The sequence below is a fragment of the Salipiger pallidus genome (assembly GCF_014643635.1).
GTDB lineage: Bacteria > Pseudomonadota > Alphaproteobacteria > Rhodobacterales > Rhodobacteraceae > Salipiger > Salipiger pallidus.
In genome coordinates, this window is the sequence record NZ_BMJV01000001.1 from 929,587 (window position 1) to 946,408 (window position 16,822).

General features: G+C 64.4%; 19 protein-coding genes. 16 read left to right on the forward strand and 3 right to left on the reverse strand.

All coding sequences use genetic code 11. From position 1 onward, the window contains the following. Window positions 1–15: 15 nt before the first annotated feature. Window positions 16–921 carry a prolipoprotein diacylglyceryl transferase gene (lgt, locus tag IEX41_RS04520; RefSeq protein ID WP_188789000.1) on the reverse strand — a complete coding sequence of 302 codons (906 nt, stop codon included), beginning with the start codon at window positions 919–921 and terminating at the stop codon, window positions 16–18. 120 nt (window positions 922–1,041) lie between these two features. On the opposite strand from lgt, the gene IEX41_RS04525 reads away from it, so the two are divergent. From IEX41_RS04525 to IEX41_RS04540, 4 genes are all read left to right on the forward strand, one after another. Then, the gene (locus IEX41_RS04525; RefSeq protein ID WP_188789001.1) at window positions 1,042–1,287 is read left to right on the forward strand and encodes an accessory factor UbiK family protein; all 246 of its coding nucleotides are present in this window, start codon (window positions 1,042–1,044) and stop codon (window positions 1,285–1,287) included. Between the two features lie 352 nt (window positions 1,288–1,639). Further along, window positions 1,640–2,104 (forward strand): 50S ribosomal protein L15, encoded by a 465-nt coding sequence (rplO, locus tag IEX41_RS04530; protein ID WP_188789002.1) that lies wholly within the window; start codon window positions 1,640–1,642, stop codon window positions 2,102–2,104. A gap of 128 nt (window positions 2,105–2,232) precedes the next feature. Next, window positions 2,233–3,600 carry a preprotein translocase subunit SecY gene (secY, locus tag IEX41_RS04535; protein WP_188789003.1) on the forward strand — a complete coding sequence of 456 codons (1,368 nt, stop codon included), beginning with the start codon at window positions 2,233–2,235 and terminating at the stop codon, window positions 3,598–3,600. After that, window positions 3,597–4,175: an adenylate kinase gene (locus IEX41_RS04540; RefSeq protein WP_188789004.1), complete on the forward strand. Its 579-nt coding sequence runs from the start codon at window positions 3,597–3,599 to the stop codon at window positions 4,173–4,175. Before secY ends, IEX41_RS04540 begins: the two co-directional genes overlap by 4 nt. A gap of 78 nt (window positions 4,176–4,253) precedes the next feature. On the opposite strand, the gene IEX41_RS04545 is transcribed toward IEX41_RS04540, so the two are convergent. Continuing rightward, the gene (locus tag IEX41_RS04545; RefSeq protein WP_188789005.1) at window positions 4,254–4,646 is read right to left on the reverse strand and encodes a BLUF domain-containing protein; all 393 of its coding nucleotides are present in this window, start codon (window positions 4,644–4,646) and stop codon (window positions 4,254–4,256) included. Between the two features lie 294 nt (window positions 4,647–4,940). Here IEX41_RS04545 and rpsM point away from each other — a divergent pair, with 294 nt between their 5' ends. The 4 genes from rpsM (at window position 4,941) to rplQ (ending at window position 7,467) form a co-directional block, all read left to right on the forward strand. Next, complete coding sequence (rpsM, locus tag IEX41_RS04550) at window positions 4,941–5,309, forward strand: 30S ribosomal protein S13 (RefSeq protein WP_188789006.1); 369 nt, start codon at window positions 4,941–4,943, stop codon at window positions 5,307–5,309. Between the two features lie 15 nt (window positions 5,310–5,324). Then, on the forward strand, window positions 5,325–5,717 hold the full coding sequence (gene rpsK / locus IEX41_RS04555) for a 30S ribosomal protein S11 (protein WP_188789007.1): 393 nt from the start codon (window positions 5,325–5,327) through the stop codon (window positions 5,715–5,717). Between the two features lie 115 nt (window positions 5,718–5,832). Further along, window positions 5,833–6,849 (forward strand): DNA-directed RNA polymerase subunit alpha, encoded by a 1,017-nt coding sequence (locus IEX41_RS04560; RefSeq protein WP_188789008.1) that lies wholly within the window; start codon window positions 5,833–5,835, stop codon window positions 6,847–6,849. Between the two features lie 198 nt (window positions 6,850–7,047). Continuing rightward, the gene (gene rplQ, locus IEX41_RS04565; protein WP_188789009.1) at window positions 7,048–7,467 is read left to right on the forward strand and encodes a 50S ribosomal protein L17; all 420 of its coding nucleotides are present in this window, start codon (window positions 7,048–7,050) and stop codon (window positions 7,465–7,467) included. A gap of 338 nt (window positions 7,468–7,805) precedes the next feature. Here rplQ and IEX41_RS04570 read toward each other — a convergent pair whose 3' ends face one another. Further along, entirely contained in the window at window positions 7,806–8,261 is a 456-nt protein-coding gene (locus IEX41_RS04570) for a host attachment family protein (RefSeq protein WP_188789010.1), read from the reverse strand. 174 nt (window positions 8,262–8,435) lie between these two features. Between IEX41_RS04570 and IEX41_RS04575 the strand changes: the two genes are divergently transcribed. The 8 genes from IEX41_RS04575 (at window position 8,436) to IEX41_RS04610 (ending at window position 16,815) form a co-directional block, all read left to right on the forward strand. Then, window positions 8,436–9,821 carry a trypsin-like peptidase domain-containing protein gene (locus IEX41_RS04575; protein ID WP_188789011.1) on the forward strand — a complete coding sequence of 462 codons (1,386 nt, stop codon included), beginning with the start codon at window positions 8,436–8,438 and terminating at the stop codon, window positions 9,819–9,821. A 241-nt stretch (window positions 9,822–10,062) separates the two neighbouring features. Further along, a complete protein-coding gene (crcB, locus tag IEX41_RS04580) occupies window positions 10,063–10,440 on the forward strand; it encodes a fluoride efflux transporter CrcB (RefSeq protein WP_188789012.1) in 378 nt (125 codons plus the stop codon). Beyond that, the gene (locus tag IEX41_RS04585; RefSeq protein ID WP_188789013.1) at window positions 10,437–11,495 is read left to right on the forward strand and encodes an RluA family pseudouridine synthase; all 1,059 of its coding nucleotides are present in this window, start codon (window positions 10,437–10,439) and stop codon (window positions 11,493–11,495) included. The genes crcB and IEX41_RS04585 overlap by 4 nt, the downstream gene beginning before the upstream one ends. Further along, window positions 11,492–12,169, forward strand: a complete 678-nt coding sequence (locus IEX41_RS04590) for an HAD-IA family hydrolase (RefSeq protein WP_188789014.1) — start codon at window positions 11,492–11,494, stop codon at window positions 12,167–12,169. Before IEX41_RS04585 ends, IEX41_RS04590 begins: the two co-directional genes overlap by 4 nt. Then, entirely contained in the window at window positions 12,166–12,876 is a 711-nt protein-coding gene (locus tag IEX41_RS04595; protein WP_188789015.1) for an ATP12 family chaperone protein, read from the forward strand. Before IEX41_RS04590 ends, IEX41_RS04595 begins: the two co-directional genes overlap by 4 nt. Before the next feature lie 203 nt (window positions 12,877–13,079). Beyond that, window positions 13,080–14,099 carry an amino acid ABC transporter substrate-binding protein gene (locus IEX41_RS04600; RefSeq protein ID WP_188789016.1) on the forward strand — a complete coding sequence of 340 codons (1,020 nt, stop codon included), beginning with the start codon at window positions 13,080–13,082 and terminating at the stop codon, window positions 14,097–14,099. A gap of 163 nt (window positions 14,100–14,262) precedes the next feature. Continuing rightward, entirely contained in the window at window positions 14,263–15,495 is a 1,233-nt protein-coding gene (locus IEX41_RS04605) for an amino acid ABC transporter permease (RefSeq protein ID WP_188789017.1), read from the forward strand. 3 nt (window positions 15,496–15,498) lie between these two features. Next, window positions 15,499–16,815, forward strand: a complete 1,317-nt coding sequence (locus tag IEX41_RS04610; protein WP_188789018.1) for an amino acid ABC transporter permease — start codon at window positions 15,499–15,501, stop codon at window positions 16,813–16,815. Window positions 16,816–16,822 lie beyond the last annotated feature (7 nt).

Below are 16,822 nucleotides of genomic sequence, written 5' to 3' on the forward strand. Positions count from 1 at the left end.
GCGGCGCCTCCCGGATCAGACCGCCGGAGCGGCCGCGCGGCGGCGGCGCGCCGCAAGCAAAAGGCCCAGCCCCAGCAGGATCATCGGAAGCGACAGGATCTGCCCCATGGTCAGACCGTAGCCGCCAACCTGCCACGCGAGGCCCAGCGGGTTGCCCGGCGACACGAACTGCGCATCGGGCTGGCGCACGAACTCCACCGCGAAGCGGGCGAGCCCGTAGCCCGCAAAGAACAGCCCTGCGATGACCCCGGACCGCTTCAGCGCGCCCATGCCGAAGGCCAGCACCAGCAGCAGGCCACCAAGCAGCAGCCCCTCAAGCCCGGCCTCGTAAAGCTGCGAGGGATGGCGCGCGCACATCTCGCCCAGCGGCTGGCCGCAATCCTGCGCCGCGGCACCGGGGAAAATCACTCCCCAGGGCAGGTCCGTGGGCCGCCCCCAGAGCTCGGCGTTGACGAAATTCGCCAACCGCCCGAGCAGGAGCCCCGGCGGCACTGCCATGGCCAGAAGGTCAGCGGTGGGCATGAGGCGGATGCCGCTGCGCAGGCAGAAGGCCACCACCGCGACGACCACCCCCAGAAGGCCGCCGTGGAACGACATGCCACCGTGCCAGACCATCAGGATCTCGGCCGGGTTCGAAAGGTAATAGGCCGGCTGGTAGAACAGCACAAAGCCTAGCCGCCCCCCGAGGATCACCCCGAGGATCACCCACGTCATCAACTGCTCGACCTGCTCGGCGCTCATGGGCGGCTGACCGTCACGCCAAAGCGTGTGGCGCTTTACCGCGGCGGTGGCGATGCGCCAGCCGATGAGAATGCCCGCGATATAGGCGAGCGCATACCAGCGCAGGGCGAATTCGAACCCTCCCAGAGAGATCGAGAACAGCTCGGGCGAGAGGGGCGGAAAGGGAATGGCGGCTTTCATGGGCGCATGGTTGACGCGGCTTTCGCAGGGAAGTCAACCTTGAGCCTGACGGCCATGCAGACCATATAGGGACAAGGCACGCACACCGGCCGCAAGACGGCCCGCATCAGGAGTTTCCCCATGCAGACGCGCAACAAGGTATTCGACGACATCTCGCAACTGATGACCAACGCCATGGGCGTCGCCCAGGGCGCAAAGCAGGAGGCCGAGACCGCCATGAGCTCCATGGTCGACCGCTGGCTCGCCGACCGCGACTTCGTCACTCGCGAGGAATTCGACGCGGTCCGCGCCATGGCCCAGAAGGCCCGCGAAGAGAACGAGGCCCTGAAGGCCCGTCTCGATGCGCTCGAAAAGGATCAGGGCTGACAGTCCCTTGCGGCGCGGACGCGGCCCTTGCCGCACCGCGCCCGGCCCTGCGCCTGATGGCCGCGCCGGACGCCTCCGGCGGGCGTATTTGGGAAGAGAAGAAGACGCGCGCGGCGCCCCTGCCAATCGTGGGGCCCTGCCCTTCTTCTCTTTGATAAATACGCACTGCACGAAGTAGCCGCCCTCGCGAGGATACGTTTCCGGGACCGGCGGCGGCGCCCTCGGCCCTTGCCTAAACGGGGCATGGCCGCTATAGGCCCCCGGTGGCTTTGCGCCACTGATTCAGAACACCAAGAAACGCCGTGGTTGGCCCAATCGCTTCGGGGGCCACATCCGGCAATGGAGAAGCAAGATGAAACTCAACGAACTGCGCGACAATCCCGGCGCGACCCAGTCCAAGAAACGCATCGGTCGTGGCCCCGGCTCCGGCAAGGGCAAGATGGGTGGCCGCGGTATCAAGGGTCAGAAATCCCGTTCGGGCGTGGCCATCAACGGCTACGAAGGCGGCCAGATGCCGCTCTACCAGCGTCTGCCCAAGCGCGGCTTCAACAAGCCGAACCGCAAGGACTACGCCGTCGTCAACCTGGGCCTGATCCAGAAGTTCGTCGACGCGGGCAAGCTCGATGCCGGCTCGATCAACGAAGACACCCTCGTGTCCTCGGGCCTCGTGCGCCGCAAGCTCGACGGTATCCGCGTTCTGGCCAAGGGTGATGTCACCACCGCCCTGACCATCGAGACCACCGGTGCTTCCAAGTCCGCCATCGAGGCGGTCGAGAAAGCCGGCGGCGCGCTCAAGGTCGCGGCGACCGCAGAATAAGCGGCCGAAGAAGCGGGTTGTGAGCGGCCCGCGGGCCGCGTACACAATCCCCCGTGTTTTCCATGAACGCCGCCGGAGCCGGAAAGCGCTTCCGGCGGCGTTTCTTTATCGCCTCAGAGAGGACCCGCATGGCATCCGCTGTGGAACAAATGGCCGCCAACACGAGCTGGGCGGCACTGGGCAAGGCCACCGACCTTCGCAATCGTATCCTGTTCACCCTCGGTCTGCTGATCGTCTACCGTCTGGGCACCTATATTCCGGTGCCGGGAATCGACGGCGGCGCGCTGCGTGACTTCATGGAACAGGCCGGACAGGGCATCGGGGGCATGGTTTCCATGTTCACCGGCGGTGCCCTCGGACGGATGGGCATCTTCGCCCTGGGCATCATGCCCTACATCTCAGCCTCGATCATCGTGCAGCTCCTCACGGCCATGGTGCCGGCGCTGGAGCAGCTGAAGAAGGAAGGCGAGTCCGGCCGCAAGAAGATCAACCAGTACACCCGCTACGGCACGGTGCTTCTGGCGCTGTTCCAGGCCTACGGCCTTGCGGTAAGCCTTGAGGCGGGCGATCTTGCCCATGACCCGGGTTGGTATTTCCGTGCCGCCGTGGTCATCACCCTCGTGGGCGGCACCATGTTCCTGATGTGGCTGGGCGAGCAGATCACCGCCCGCGGCATCGGCAACGGCATCTCGCTGATCATCTTCGTCGGCATCGTCGCCGAGATCCCCGCCGCCCTTGCGCAGTTCTTCGCAAGCGGTCGTTCGGGTGCGGTCTCGCCTGCGCTGATCCTCGGGGTGATCGTCATGGTGATCGCGGTCATCATGTTCGTGGTGTTTATGGAACGCGCCCTGCGCAAGATTACCATCCAGTACCCGCGCCGCCAGGTCGGCATGAAGATGACAGAGGCGCAATCCTCGCATCTTCCGATCAAGGTGAACCCGGCGGGCGTCATCCCGGCGATCTTCGCAAGCTCGCTGCTGCTGCTGCCGACCACCATCGCGACCTTCAGCCAGAACGGCTCGAGCGGGCCGATCATGTCGACGATCCTCGCCTATTTCGGCCCCGGACAGCCGCTCTACCTGTTGTTCTTCGCCGCGATGATCGTCTTCTTCGCCTATTTCTACACGTTCAACGTGTCGTTCAAACCGGACGAAGTGGCGGACAACCTCAAGAAGCAGAACGGCTTCATTCCCGGCGTGCGGCCGGGTCAGAAGACCGCCGAGCGTCTTGAATACGTGGTCAACCGGGTGCTCGTGCTCGGCTCAGGCTACCTCGCGCTCGTCTGCCTTCTTCCCGAGATCCTGCGGTCGCAGTTTGCCATCCCGTTCTACTTCGGCGGCACCTCGGTACTGATCGTTGTGTCGGTGACAATGGACACGATCCAGCAGGTCCAGAGCCATCTGCTGGCGCATCAATACGAAGGTCTTATTCAGAAGTCGCAGCTTCGCGGCAAGGGTAAGTCCAAATCGAAGCGGAAAGGGCCTGCACGGCGATGAACATCATTCTTCTTGGACCGCCCGGGGCGGGCAAAGGCACTCAGTCCGGCTTCCTCGTGGAAGAGCGCGGCATGGTTCAGCTCTCGACCGGCGACATGCTGCGCGAGGCGAAGGCCAGCGGCACTGAAATGGGCAAGAAGGTCGCCGAGGTCATGGACCGCGGCGAACTGGTCACCGACGAGATCGTCATCGGCCTGATCCGCGAAAAGCTCGAGACGGTGAAGACCAACGGCTTCATCTTCGACGGCTTCCCCCGGACCATGCGCCAGGCGGACGCCCTCGGCGAGCTGCTCGAGGAGATGGGTCAGAAGCTGGACAAGGTGATCGAACTGCGCGTCGATGACGAGGCGCTTGTCGCCCGTATCGTTGGCCGCGCCGCCGAGGCCGTGGCCGCGGGCAACGCGCCCCGCGCCGACGACACCGAGGACGCCCTGCGCACGCGACTGATGGCCTATTACAAGACCACCTCGCCGCTGATCGGTTACTACTATGCCAAGGGGCTCTACAGCCGCATCGACGGCATGGGCTCCATGGAAGAGGTCAAGGCCGCGCTGGCGGACCAGCTCGACAGCTGAGGCCCCTCCCCTTGCGGACCACAGACAAAGGCAACCGGAGATCCGGTTGCCTTTTTTCTTGGCTTCCGCCCTTGCCTGTCAGTGCTTGGCCACCAGCCGCGAGATCTTGCGGAAGGCCATGACCATGCCGCGTGGCTGGTCGGCGAAGGCGGTGGACAAGTAGGCGCTGTCCTCGGGCGACAGGCTCGCATAGCCCATGGACCAGCCAAGGAAATTGCGCGTCGGCTGGAGCGCCCGGTGGCGCAGCACCACGCCGAAATGCCTATGATCCCGGGCGATGCTGGCGAAAAGCGGCTCGACCACCTCAGGCAACCCCTCGATCACCTGGCAAAAGGAATGGGTGTCGCGTAAAAGATAGCCCGTGATCCCCAGCTCGCGATTGCTTTGCATCGCGGACTGAAGGATCAGGAGGTCGGACTCGTGACCCCGCTCGTACCGAGACAGGCTTGTATAGAGCAGTTGAAGGATCATACCGACCGGAAGCGCGCCGTGGGCGAAGCTGCATTGTCCTGCGATATGATTTTGGCGCGCGTCATGGTAAGCAAACGCGGCTCGCAAGGCGCGGTTCCGAAAACAGCCCTTGACCCGTTGCGCGAATCCTCATACCCACCCCCATCTCTAGCAGAGAATCAAATCTTGCCCGACGGCATCGGTCGGCGTGGCAGATCACCTCAGCAGCGGACAGCCCGTGGCAGCGACGCTTCGGGCTCAAGTTGTGAAAAAAGGTTCTGGGACTACGGAACCGCAACGAAAGGAATTAGAGACTTGGCACGTATTGCCGGCGTCAACATCCCGACTGCAAAGCGGGTGCCCATCGCCCTCACCTACATCACCGGTATTGGCCACACTTCGGCTGCCGCCATCTGCGAAGCCGTCGGCATCGACGCGACCCGTCGCGTAAACGAGCTGTCGGACGCCGAAGTTCTCGCCATTCGCGAGCACATCGATGCGAACTTCACCGTTGAAGGCGACCTGCGCCGTGAGACGCAGATGAACGTCAAGCGCCTGATGGACCTCGGCTGCTACCGTGGCCTGCGTCACCGTCGCAACCTCCCGGTCCGCGGTCAGCGGACCCACACCAACGCTCGCACCCGCAAAGGCCCCGCAAAGGCCATTGCAGGCAAGAAGAAGTAAGGGAGGTCCGCACCAATGGCACGTGATACCCGTCGCGGAGGCAAGAAAAAGGTCTCCAAGAACATCGCAGCAGGCGTTGCGCATGTTAACTCGTCGTTCAACAACACCAAGATCCTGATCTCGGATGTGCAGGGCAACGCGATCTCTTGGTCGTCCGCCGGCACCATGGGCTTCAAGGGCTCGCGGAAATCCACTCCGTACGCTGCCCAGCTGGCCGCCGAGGACGCGGGCAAGAAAGCCCAGGAACACGGTGTGAAGACGCTGGAAGTCGAAGTTCAGGGTCCCGGTTCGGGTCGTGAATCGGCTCTGCGCGCCCTGGCTGCTGCCGGCTTCAACATCACGTCGATCCGTGACGTGACGCCGATCGCACACAACGGCTGCCGCCCGCCGAAGCGTCGGCGCGTCTGATCGCAAATCACTTTCGGGCGGGGCCTCGCATATTTGCGGGGCCCTGCCTTCGTCATTTCAACCTCGGGCGTCTTTGCCTTTAGGACATGGGGCATAGACAGGAATGGAGGGACGCATGATCCACAAGAACTGGGCTGAACTTATCAAGCCGACCCAGCTGGAGGTTCGCCCCGGCGCAGACCCCTCGCGCGTGGCCACTGTCGTGGCAGAGCCGCTCGAGCGTGGCTTTGGCCTGACGCTGGGCAACGCCCTGCGCCGCGTGCTGCTGTCGAGCCTGCAAGGTGCAGCCATCACAAGCGTCCAGATCGACAACGTCCTGCACGAGTTCTCGAGCGTGGCCGGTGTTCGTGAAGACGTGACCGACATCATCCTGAACCTCAAGGGCGTCGCCCTGCGCATGGAAGTCGAAGGGCCCAAGCGCCTGTCGATCAATGCAAAAGGTCCGGGTGCGGTGACCGCTGCCGATATCGCGGAAACCAACGGCATCGAGGTCCTCAACAAGGACCACATCATCTGTCACCTCGACGATGGTGCCGATCTCTACGTCGAGCTGACCGTCAACACCGGCAAGGGCTACGTCTCTGCCGACAAGAACAAGCCCGAGGATGCACCCATCGGCCTGATCCCGATCGACGCGATCTATTCGCCGGTCAAGAAGGTCTCGTACGAGGTGCAGCCGACCCGTGAGGGCCAGGTTCTCGATTACGACAAGCTGACGATGAAGGTCGAAACCGACGGCTCCGTGACCCCGGACGATGCGATCGCCTACGCGGCCCGCATCCTTCAGGATCAGCTGTCGATCTTCGTCAACTTCGACGAGCCGGAATCGGCCTCGCGTCAGGACGACGATGACGGCCTTGAGTTCAACCCGCTCCTCCTCAAGAAGGTGGACGAGCTGGAACTCTCCGTGCGGTCTGCGAACTGCCTGAAGAACGACAACATCGTCTACATCGGCGACCTGATCCAGAAGACCGAAGCCGAGATGCTCCGCACCCCGAACTTCGGCCGCAAGTCGCTGAACGAGATCAAGGAAGTGCTGTCCTCCATGGGTCTGCACCTCGGCATGGATGTCGAGGACTGGCCGCCGGACAACATCGAGGATCTCGCCAAGAAACTCGAAGATCAGTTCTGATCTTGAGGGGGCGGGGCCAAGGCCTCGCCCCTCTTGCCAAAGGGCACTGCGCCCGGAGGCGCCAAAGGGCATTGCGCCCGGAGGCTGCAGGGTCTAAAGCCCCGCGAACCGGGCATTCGCCCCAAGGAGAGTCGGTGACACGCATCGCCGGCCAGACAAAGCAAAACCGCCCGTAGAGGGCACCTAGGAGATACGACAATGCGTCACGCAAAAGGTTACCGCCGCCTGAACCGCACCCACGAGCACCGCAAGGCGCTTTGGGCGAACATGGCCGGCTCGCTCATCGAACACGAGCAGATCAAGACTACCCTGCCCAAGGCAAAAGAACTCAAGCGCGTCATCGACAAGCTGATCACCCTCGGCAAGCGCGGCGACGTGCACGCCCGTCGTCAGGCCGCAGCCCAGCTGAAGGAAGACAAGGACGTCGCCAAGCTGTTCGACATCCTCGGCCCACGCTACGCCGAGCGTTCGGGCGGCTACTGCCGCGTTCTGAAAGCCGGCTTCCGCTACGGTGACATGGCTCCGATGGCGATCATCGAGCTCGTCGACCGCGACGTGTCCGCCAAGGGTGCTGCCGACAAGGCCCGTCTCGAAGCCCTGGAAGCCGCCGAGGACTGATCCTCGCCGCACCAGAGCCAAAGAAGAAGGCGCCGCGCGTTTCCCCGCGGCGCCTTTTTCGTTTTCTGAAGGTTTGATGGCGCAGCTACTCCGACAAGTCGGGAGTAAGCTCCTCTGCCTCCGGTGCCCTTGAGCATCTCGGCGCCGCACCAACCTGCGTCATCCCGAAGCGTAGCATACGCAATGGAGACTGGCCTCCTTCTTCGGGCGTCGTGGACATAGTGTTCAGGGCTGCGAGTCGCACGCTCCCGCGCAGCCCTTTGCACCAAACTGCCCAAAAGCGACCCTGTGGCAGCTAGCTTCTCCGAGAACGCCCATGTCGACGGCCGCAGTATCCTTCAGGCGCCTTCAAGCTCGCGCTTCACCAGTTCTTCGATCTTGTTGACAGGGTGATTGGTAAGGGTCTTCGGCACCTCGGCCACGATCTTGTCGGACACTTCCTTGTGCAGCTCGGCACGAAGATCTCCCAGCACTTTGGGCGAGGCAACCAGCACCAATTCCTTGAATGCGCCCTTGTGGGCTTCCTCATAGAGCTTTTCAGCAAGGTCAGCCGCAAAGCGTTCCTTTTGCAGCTCGTGCCAATCGGTGTCGGCCACGGCCGAGCGGTGACCCACGCCACCATCATGCATGCGGCCCGGACGGTTGGCGCCCTGTTCGCGATCGGACGGGTTCTCCTGCTGCTCCTCGTCGACCACCTCGAGGTTGGGGTTCTCGTGGTCGGTCAGATTGCGCAGGAAGAGAGCCTTCTCGCTGTCGGTGACGACCACCCAGGTGTCCTGTTTCAGCTCGGTCATGGCGGTATCTCCTTCGTTTATGCGTTGCTCAAATAACGCGCAAACCCGCCCAAGCGTTCCCTGCCACCCGGCGCGGACGGCACTCGGACCAATGCACCCCGCGTCTGGCTGGCGCGCTTGAAACGGGCCGGTCCAGCGGGCATACCCCGATCATACAGGAGGCCAAGACCAACCATGCTCCGTCAGTCCCTTATCGCCCTGATCGTCGCCCTTCCACTGACCGCATCCCCTGCCCTCGCGCAGACACGCGTTCCCAAAAGCCCCGCCGAGATCTCTCTCAGCTTCGTGCCGCTGGTCAAGCAGGCCACCCCCGCCGTGGTGAACATCTACGCCAGCCGTGTTGTCGAAAGCCGCAGCCCGTTTCAGGATGATCCCCTCTTCGGCAATCTCTTCCGTGATTTCCGCGGACGGCCGCAGGTGCAGAATTCGCTCGGTTCGGGTGTGATCCTGTCCGAAGACGGCATCGTGGTGTCGAACTACCACGTGGTGGGCCAGGCCACGGATATCCGCGTCGTGCTCAACAACGGCGCGGAATATGATGCCGAGGTGCTTCTGGGCGACGAGGAATCAGACCTTGCCATCCTCAAGCTCGACGATGCCGATGACATGCCCAGCCTGTCTCTGCGCGACAGCGACACCGTCGAGGTCGGCGAGCTTGTGCTGGCCATCGGCAATCCCTTCGGCGTGGGCCAGACGGTGTCGTCCGGGATCGTCTCGGGGCTGGCACGCTCCGGCACGGCCACCGGCAATGCGCGCGGCTACTTCATACAGACGGATGCGCCGATCAATCCCGGCAATTCGGGCGGCGCCCTCATCGATGTCAACGGCGCGCTGATCGGGGTGAACACCTCGATCCTCACCCGCTCGGGCGGATCCAACGGGATCGGCTTTGCCATCCCCTCGGCTCTGGTGGCGCAGTTCGTGGACCAGGCCCGCGCCGGCAAGCACAGCTTTGCCCGGCCATGGGCAGGGATGACGGGCCAGGTGGTCAATGCCGACCTCTCCGAAGGCCTTGGCCTCGGGCTGCCTTCGGGAGTGCTGGTGGCCGACCTTCATCCGCAGAGCCCTTTCGCAGACGCGGGCATCGAGGTTGGCGACGTCATCCTGTCGGTGGATGGCCAGCCGGTGAACACCCCTCCCGAAATGCTCTTCCGTATGTCGGTGCGCGGGCTCGGCCACGATGCCGAGATTGTCTACCTGCGCGATGGAAACGAGCGCAGCGCGCAGGTCGGAATGATCGCGCCCCCCGAAGAGCCCGCCCGTGACGCGGTAACGCTGGGCCGCAGATCTGTCCTGCCGGGACTTGCGGTGTCGAACGTCAACCCGGCGGTGGCAACCGAGCTGGGCCTACCCCTGTCCCAGGGCGGCGTCGTCATCACTGACCCCGGCCCCCTGGCCGCCCGCGCCGGACTGCGCCCCGGCGACGTGCTCGAGACCATCGGCGGCGCGGCGGTAGAGAGCCCGGACGAGGTGGCTCCGCTTCTCGACGCTGCTCGGCCCCGGGTCGGGATGACCGTGCTGCGAGGGGGATCGCGTCTCAGGCTGCGGTTCCGGGGATGAAGACCGGGATCGCCACCGTGACCGGTGACGGGTGGCCAGGGCACCGCTCCTGCCACAGCTCTGCACCGGACTTCGATGCGCGGCCTGCCTCCAGCTGGGGTATTAAAGACAAGAGGAAACCTGCAGGTGTCAGCCCGCCTTCTTCTCTTTCCAAATACCCCGGGGGGAATTGGCGAAGCCAAGGGGGGGCTGAGCCCCCTCCCCGCTTGACAAGCCGCCCTGCCCGCGACATTCCCCGTGGATGATCCAGACCCTGCTACAGGTCGCCCTCGGGGGCGCATTGGGCGCCTCCTCGCGCTATCTGACCGGCGTTGCCGTGACGGCATTGCTCGGGCGGGGATTCCCGTGGGGTACGCTCACGGTAAACATCCTTGGATCCTTCGCCATGGGGCTTCTGATCACCGTGCTGGGAAGCCTGTCGGCCACGCGGCTGCATCCGCTGCTGGCAGTAGGCTTCCTTGGCGGGTTCACCACCTTCTCGAGCTTCTCGCTTGACGTGGCGACCCTTTACGAGCGTGGCGACATCGCCCTTGCCGCCGGCTATGCCGCGGTGTCCGTTGTCGCCTCGATCCTCGCCCTTTTCCTTGGCCTCGCCCTAGCCCGGAGCTTTTTCGCATGAGCCGCGTCCAGACCGTCACCGTAGGCCCCGGAGATGGCGACCAGCGCCTCGACCGCTGGCTGAAACGTCATTTCCCGCACCTGCCGCAGGGCCGCATCGAGAAGATGTGCCGCAAGGGAGAGCTGCGCGTCGATGGCGCCCGCGCCAAGGCCTCGACCCGCCTCGAGGTTGGCCAGCAGGTGCGCGTCCCGCCCCTGCCCGAGCCCGAGGAAATGGCCGCCAAGCAGGCTGCCTCTCCGGCCCGCTCCCGCGTGTCCGAGGAAGACGCGGCGATGATCCAGGCCGCTGTCCTGTGGAAGGACGACCACATCATCGCCATCAACAAGCCCGCCGGGCTTGCGGTGCAGGGCGGGTCCAAGACCACGCGCCACGTGGACCAGCTGTCTGAGGCGCTGCGCTTTGGCATGGATGAAAAGCCGCGCCTCGTGCACCGGCTCGACAAAGACACCTCGGGCGTCCTGCTTCTGGCGCGCACCCGCGAGGCGGCGCAAGGTCTGACGGCCGCGATCCGCCACAAGGAAACACGCAAGATCTACTGGGCGGTCGTCGCGGGCGTGCCCACCCCCTACCTTGGCGAAGTGCGCTACGGCCTTGTGAAGGCACCGGGCCATGGCGGGTCTGGCGAGGGCGAGAAGATGATCTGCGTGCACCCGCGCGAGATCGACAAGACCCCCGGTGCGAAACGCGCCCACACGCTGTATTCCGCGCTCTACCGGGTTGCAGGCCGTGCCACCTGGGTGGCGCTTGAGCCGATCACCGGCCGGACCCACCAGCTTCGCGCCCACATGGCCGAGATCGGGCACCCCATCGTGGGTGACGGCAAGTACGGCGGTTCGGGGCAGGAGAACCTCGGCGATGGCTGGGGCGCTCAGCTGGGCGGCATCATCTCGAAGAAGCTGCACCTGCATGCGCGGTCCATGACCTTCCAGCACCCCAAGACCCGCAAGATCGTCACCATCAAGGCTCCGCTGCCCGAGCACATGGCAAACACCTGGGACACCTTCGGCTGGACCGAGGACCTTGCGGACGACGACCCGTTCGAAAGCCTCAGATGACCGACCTGCGCCTTGTCATCTTTGATGTCGACGGCACGCTCGTCGACAGTCAGGGCGACATCGCCGCCTCGATGACCGCCGCCTTCGGGGCGGTCCGTCTGCCCGTGCCGCCGCGCGCGCAGATCCTTGCCATTGTCGGGCTGTCCCTGCCCCGAGCCATGGCAGTGCTTGCCCCGGGCGAGGACGAGGCCACCCATGATCGGATGGTCGAGGCCTACAAGGCCGCCTACATGACCCTGCGCCAGACCAAGGGCACCGCGCAGAGCTCGCCGCTTTATCCGCATGTCCGCGAGGTTCTGGAAGAGCTGCACGCCGTCCCCGAGCTGCTGCTAGGGATCGCGACCGGCAAGTCGCGGCGTGGCCTCGACAAGCTTCTCGACGGGCACGGCCTGCGCCACCTTTTCGTCAGCCAGCACTGCGCCGACGATCACCCGTCAAAGCCCCACCCGGCGATGCTGCTGGCGGCGCTGTCGGACACCGGCGTGCCCGCCGCCCGCGCGGTGATGGTGGGCGACACCAGCTTCGACATGGACATGGCCGCCGCTGCCGGCATTTCCGGCATCGGCGTCAGCTGGGGCTACCATGACCGCAGCCGCCTTGGCGCAGCGGCCCGCGTCATCGACGACATCCGAGACCTTCCCGCGCTGCTGACAGAGACGGAGACACCCGCATGAGCGAATGGGCCCCGAAACGCTTTTACAAGGACGTGACCGTGATCGAGGCCGAGGGCGGCTTTGGCGTCGCGCTCGATGGTCGCCGCGTGATGACCCCCGGCAAGTCGCCTCTCGTGGTGCCTGCCCGCGCGCTGGCCGAGATCATCGCCACCGAGTGGGACGCGCAGGCCGAGAAGGTCGACCCCACCACCATGCCCTTCACGCGCACCGCCAACAGCGCCATCGAGAAGGTCGCCCCCCAGCGCGAGGCCGTGGCCGCGATGCTGGCAGAGTACGGTGATAGCGACCTGCTGTGCTACCGTGCCGAGACCCCCGACGAGCTTGCCGCCCGGCAAGCCGAGCGCTGGGATCCGATGCTTGACTGGGCGGCAGCCGCCCATGGTGGCCGCCTGCTGCCGCGCACCGGCATCATGCATGCCCCCCAGGACGAGGCCGCGCTAAGTGCGCTCGCCGCTCCGGCCTTTGCCATGGATCCGTTCGAGCTGGCGGCCTTCCACGACCTCGTGGCGCTGACCGGATCGCTGGTTCTGGGGCTCGCGGCCAGCGAAAGGACCCATGATCCCGAGGCGCTCTGGGCTCTGTCGCGGCTTGACGAGGACTGGCAGGCCGAGCTTTGGGGAGTCGACGAGGAAGCCGCCGAGATGGCCGCGCACAAACGGCTTGCCTTCCTGGACGCCCATCGGTTCTTCCATTCATTGACTGAGTGATCAATACGCACGCGCCCTTGCGTCAGCTGCCTGTTTTGTCATCGCCATATGGCGTTTTTACAGGCACGATGGCTTGACCTGCCAAAAGGAATTCGACCACACTTCCGTCACCGGAGGAGGGAAATACCCATCCCAGGTTAAGGGCCCCACGCGGGGGCCACGGAACCGGCCCACTCGGGACCGGACAACAGGAAGAGGTTAATATGAAGAACACCGTAATCCTTGGCGCTCTTACGGTCGCGGGCCTTGCGGCTGGTGCCGCGTCCGCCGCGACGCTTGACGACGTCAAGGCGCGTGGCACGCTCAACTGTGGCGTTTCCACCGGCCTGACCGGCTTCTCGGCCCCCGACGCCAACGGCGTCTGGCAGGGCTTTGACGTCGCCGTCTGCCGTGCGGTTGCCGCAGCCGTGCTGGGCGACCCGATGGCCGTCGACTTCACCCCCACCACCGGGCAGACCCGCTTTACCGCTCTGGCCTCGGGTGAAATCGACGTGCTCGCGCGCAACACCACCTGGACCTTCAGCCGTGACAACGATCTGAAGTTCGAATTCATCGGCGTGAACTACTACGATGGCCAGGGCTTCATGATCCCGAAGTCCCTCGGCGTTTCGTCGGCCAAGGAGCTCGACGGCGCCACCGTCTGCATTCAGACCGGCACCACCACCGAGCTCAACCTCGCGGACTTCTTCCGCGTCAACAACATCAACTACGAGCCGGTGCCGATCGAAACCAACGCAGAGGCGCAGCAGCAGTACCTTGCAAACGCCTGTGACGTCTACACCACCGACGCGTCCGGCCTTGCCGCAACACGCGCGTCCTTCGAGACCCCGGGCGATCACGTCATCCTGCCCGAGATCATCTCGAAAGAGCCGCTCGGCCCACTTGTCCGCCACGGCGACAGCGAATGGGGCGACATCGTGCGCTGGACCCTCAACGCGCTGATCGCGGCTGAAGAATACGGCGTGACCTCGGCCAACATCGAGGAACTGTCGGCGTCCGCAGGCGACAACCCCGAGATCAATCGCCTGCTGGGCACTGAAGGTGAACTTGGCGCGATGATCGGCCTCGAGAACGACTGGGCCAAGAACGCCATCATGGCAAACGGCAACTACGGCGAGATTTTCGAGAAGACCATCGGCGAGAACACCCCCATCGGCCTGTCGCGCGGCCTGAACGCGCAGTGGACCGAAGGCGGCCTGCTCTACAGCCCGCCCTTCCGCTGATCGGAACAACAGGATGGGGCGCGAAGGATCACCTTCGCGCCCCACTCACCTCAAGAGGGCCTGACAACCGGCCCGCAACCAACAGAGTTTCCGATACGACGCCCGAGATGCCGGGAAAACGGCACCAGCGTCGCGCTTAACGGAAACCTCCGGGGAGACCACAATGACCACCATGACTGACCCGCCGGGGCAGGGCTTTCGGCTGTCTCAGCTGATCTACGACACGCGCTACAGGTCCCTGACCATCCAGGTCGTGGCGATGATCGTGCTGATGCTGCTGTTCTCTTGGCTGGTGTCCAACACCATCGCCAACCTCAACGCGCTCGGCAAGGATTTCGACTTCGGGTTCCTCGGGCAGCCCTCGGGCTATGACATCAACCAGCGCCTGATCGAATACGACAGCCAGAGCACCCATCTGCGGGCCGCTGTCGTGGGCATCCTCAACACCCTTTTGGTGGCCTTCCTTGGCTGCGTGCTGGCCACGGTGCTGGGTGTCATCGCCGGTGTGCTGCGGCTTTCGAACAACTGGCTCGTCTCGCGGCTGATGGCGGTCTACGTCGAAGGCTTCCGCAACGTGCCGCTGCTGCTGTGGATCGTGCTGATCTTCGCGCTGATGACCGAAAGCACCCCCGCCCCCTCGGCCTTCCGCGGAGACGATCCGGCCTCGTCGATGATCCTCGACGCGGTGGCGATCACCAACCGCGGCGTTTACATCCCCGCCATCCATTTCGCCGCACCCTTCTTCGAGAACGGGCTCTACAACTGGCTGGTGATCCTCGTGGTGCTGGCCATCGCGATATTCGCGGTCAAGCGGGTGAACCACTGGGCCGGCGTGAAGCAGGAAGCCACCGGCGTCCGCCCCACCACCTGGTACCTGAACATCGGCATCATCGTGCTGCCCATCGCCATCCTCTTCGTGCTGATGGGAGCCTTTCTCGACCTGCCGGCGCTGCAGGGCTTCAACTTTGGCGGCGGCGTGCACCTGCGCGGCTCGCTCATCGCGCTGTGGCTGGCGCTATCGCTCTATACCGGCGCCTTCATCGCGGAAATCGTCCGGGGCGGCATCCTTGCCATATCCAAGGGCCAGTCCGAGGCGGCCTTTGCCCTGGGCCTGCGCCCCTCGACCACGATGAACCTCGTGATCTTGCCGCAGGCGCTGCGGGTCATCATCCCGCCGCTGATCTCGCAATTCCTGAACCTCACCAAGAACAGCTCTCTGGCCATCGCCGTGGGCTACATGGACGCGCGGTCCACCCTTGGCGGCATCACCATCAACCAGACCGGCCGCGAGCTGGAAGGCATGCTGTTGCTGGGGCTGTTCTACCTTGTCCTGAGCCTTGTCATCTCGGGCGTGATGAACGTCTACAACAACTCCGTGAAGCTGAAGGAGCGCTGAGGCATGAGCGATACGCACGCACAGACCGTCGCCTACGTTCGCGACAGCATGACCGAACAGCGCGAGCCGCCGGTCGCCCAGTCCGGCGCGGTGAAGTGGACCCGCGAGAACCTGTTCTCGACCCCGCTCAACATCGCGCTGACCATCGTCGGCCTTTGGCTGATCTGGGTCATCCTCAGCCATGTCCTGCCCTGGGCTTTCATGGGAATCTGGGATGCCGATAGCCTCAGCCAATGCCGCGAGATCCGTGACGAGCTTTACGGCGCCGATGTCTCGGTCGCCTGCTGGGCAGTGATCTCCGAGCGCTGGGAGCAGCTGCTCTTTGGCTTCTATCCGCCCGAGCTTTACTGGCGCCCGGTGCTAGCATTTGTGCTGTTCCTCGCCGCCATCGCCCCCATCCTCTTTGCCTCGCTGCCGCGCAAGATGCTGTGGCTGTCAGCCGCATCGCCCTTCGTGATGTTCTGGCTGATCTGGGGCGGCAGCCTCTGGGTGCCGATCTGTGTCGCGCTCGGCTTTGCCGTGGGCTGGGCCGCCGTCCGCTTTGCCGGGCCGAAGGTCGGCGCGCTGGGGGGCATCCTGCTCGCCATCGCGCTGCCTGTCCTCTACTGGGCGCTGATCGCAGAGCCGCTGGCCGGTGCTTTGCAGTCGATCATTCCACTGGGGCTGGAATCGGTGGAAAGCCGCGAGATGGGCGGCTTCATGCTGGCGCTCATCATCGGCATCGCCGGCATCGTGCTGTCGCTGCCACTGGGCATCATGCTCGCGCTGGGGCGCCAGTCTGACCTGTTCATCATCAACAAGAGCTCGGTCATCTTCATTGAGGTCATCCGGGGCGTTCCGCTGATCGTGTGGCTGTTCACCGCCTCCTTGCTGCTGAACTACTTCCTGCCGCCGGGGACCAACTTCGACCTCATGCTCAGGGTGATCATCATGGTGACCCTCTTTGCCTCGGCCTATATCGCAGAGGTGGTGCGCGGTGGCCTCGCCGCCCTGCCCAAGGGCCAGTACGAGGCCGGCGATGCGCTGGGGCTGGACTACTGGAAATCCATGCGCCTCGTGGTGCTGCCGCAGGCCCTCAAGATCTCGATCCCGGGCATCGTGAACACGTTCATCGGCCTCTTCAAGGACACCACGCTGGTGGTCTTCATCGGCCTTCTCGATCCCATCGGCCTGTCGAACGCCATCCGTGCCAGCACGGAATGGAACGGCATCTACTGGGAACTCTTCGTCTTCATCGGGCTGTGCTTCTTCATCTTCTGCTTCAGCATGGGCCGCTATTCACTCTTCCTCGAGAAAAAGCTCCGTCGTGAGCACCGCTAAGGACACC

What these genes read in the sequence shown, in the direction of transcription:
- lgt (WP_188789000.1), bottom strand. Translation starts at nt 921, where the DNA reads ATGAAAGCCGCCATTCCCTTTCCGCCCCTCTCGCCCGAGCTGTTCTCG.
- IEX41_RS04525 (WP_188789001.1), top strand. Translation starts at nt 1,042, where the DNA reads ATGCAGACGCGCAACAAGGTATTCGACGACATCTCGCAACTGATGACC.
- rplO (WP_188789002.1), top strand. Translation starts at nt 1,640, where the DNA reads ATGAAACTCAACGAACTGCGCGACAATCCCGGCGCGACCCAGTCCAAG.
- secY (WP_188789003.1), top strand. Translation starts at nt 2,233, where the DNA reads ATGGCATCCGCTGTGGAACAAATGGCCGCCAACACGAGCTGGGCGGCA.
- IEX41_RS04540 (WP_188789004.1), top strand. Translation starts at nt 3,597, where the DNA reads ATGAACATCATTCTTCTTGGACCGCCCGGGGCGGGCAAAGGCACTCAG.
- IEX41_RS04545 (WP_188789005.1), bottom strand. Translation starts at nt 4,646, where the DNA reads ATGATCCTTCAACTGCTCTATACAAGCCTGTCTCGGTACGAGCGGGGT.
- rpsK (WP_188789007.1), top strand. Translation starts at nt 5,325, where the DNA reads ATGGCACGTGATACCCGTCGCGGAGGCAAGAAAAAGGTCTCCAAGAAC.
- IEX41_RS04560 (WP_188789008.1), top strand. Translation starts at nt 5,833, where the DNA reads ATGATCCACAAGAACTGGGCTGAACTTATCAAGCCGACCCAGCTGGAG.
- rplQ (WP_188789009.1), top strand. Translation starts at nt 7,048, where the DNA reads ATGCGTCACGCAAAAGGTTACCGCCGCCTGAACCGCACCCACGAGCAC.
- IEX41_RS04570 (WP_188789010.1), bottom strand. Translation starts at nt 8,261, where the DNA reads ATGACCGAGCTGAAACAGGACACCTGGGTGGTCGTCACCGACAGCGAG.
- IEX41_RS04575 (WP_188789011.1), top strand. Translation starts at nt 8,436, where the DNA reads ATGCTCCGTCAGTCCCTTATCGCCCTGATCGTCGCCCTTCCACTGACC.
- crcB (WP_188789012.1), top strand. Translation starts at nt 10,063, where the DNA reads ATGATCCAGACCCTGCTACAGGTCGCCCTCGGGGGCGCATTGGGCGCC.
- IEX41_RS04585 (WP_188789013.1), top strand. Translation starts at nt 10,437, where the DNA reads ATGAGCCGCGTCCAGACCGTCACCGTAGGCCCCGGAGATGGCGACCAG.
- IEX41_RS04590 (WP_188789014.1), top strand. Translation starts at nt 11,492, where the DNA reads ATGACCGACCTGCGCCTTGTCATCTTTGATGTCGACGGCACGCTCGTC.
- IEX41_RS04595 (WP_188789015.1), top strand. Translation starts at nt 12,166, where the DNA reads ATGAGCGAATGGGCCCCGAAACGCTTTTACAAGGACGTGACCGTGATC.
- IEX41_RS04600 (WP_188789016.1), top strand. Translation starts at nt 13,080, where the DNA reads ATGAAGAACACCGTAATCCTTGGCGCTCTTACGGTCGCGGGCCTTGCG.
- IEX41_RS04605 (WP_188789017.1), top strand. Translation starts at nt 14,263, where the DNA reads ATGACCACCATGACTGACCCGCCGGGGCAGGGCTTTCGGCTGTCTCAG.
- IEX41_RS04610 (WP_188789018.1), top strand. Translation starts at nt 15,499, where the DNA reads ATGAGCGATACGCACGCACAGACCGTCGCCTACGTTCGCGACAGCATG.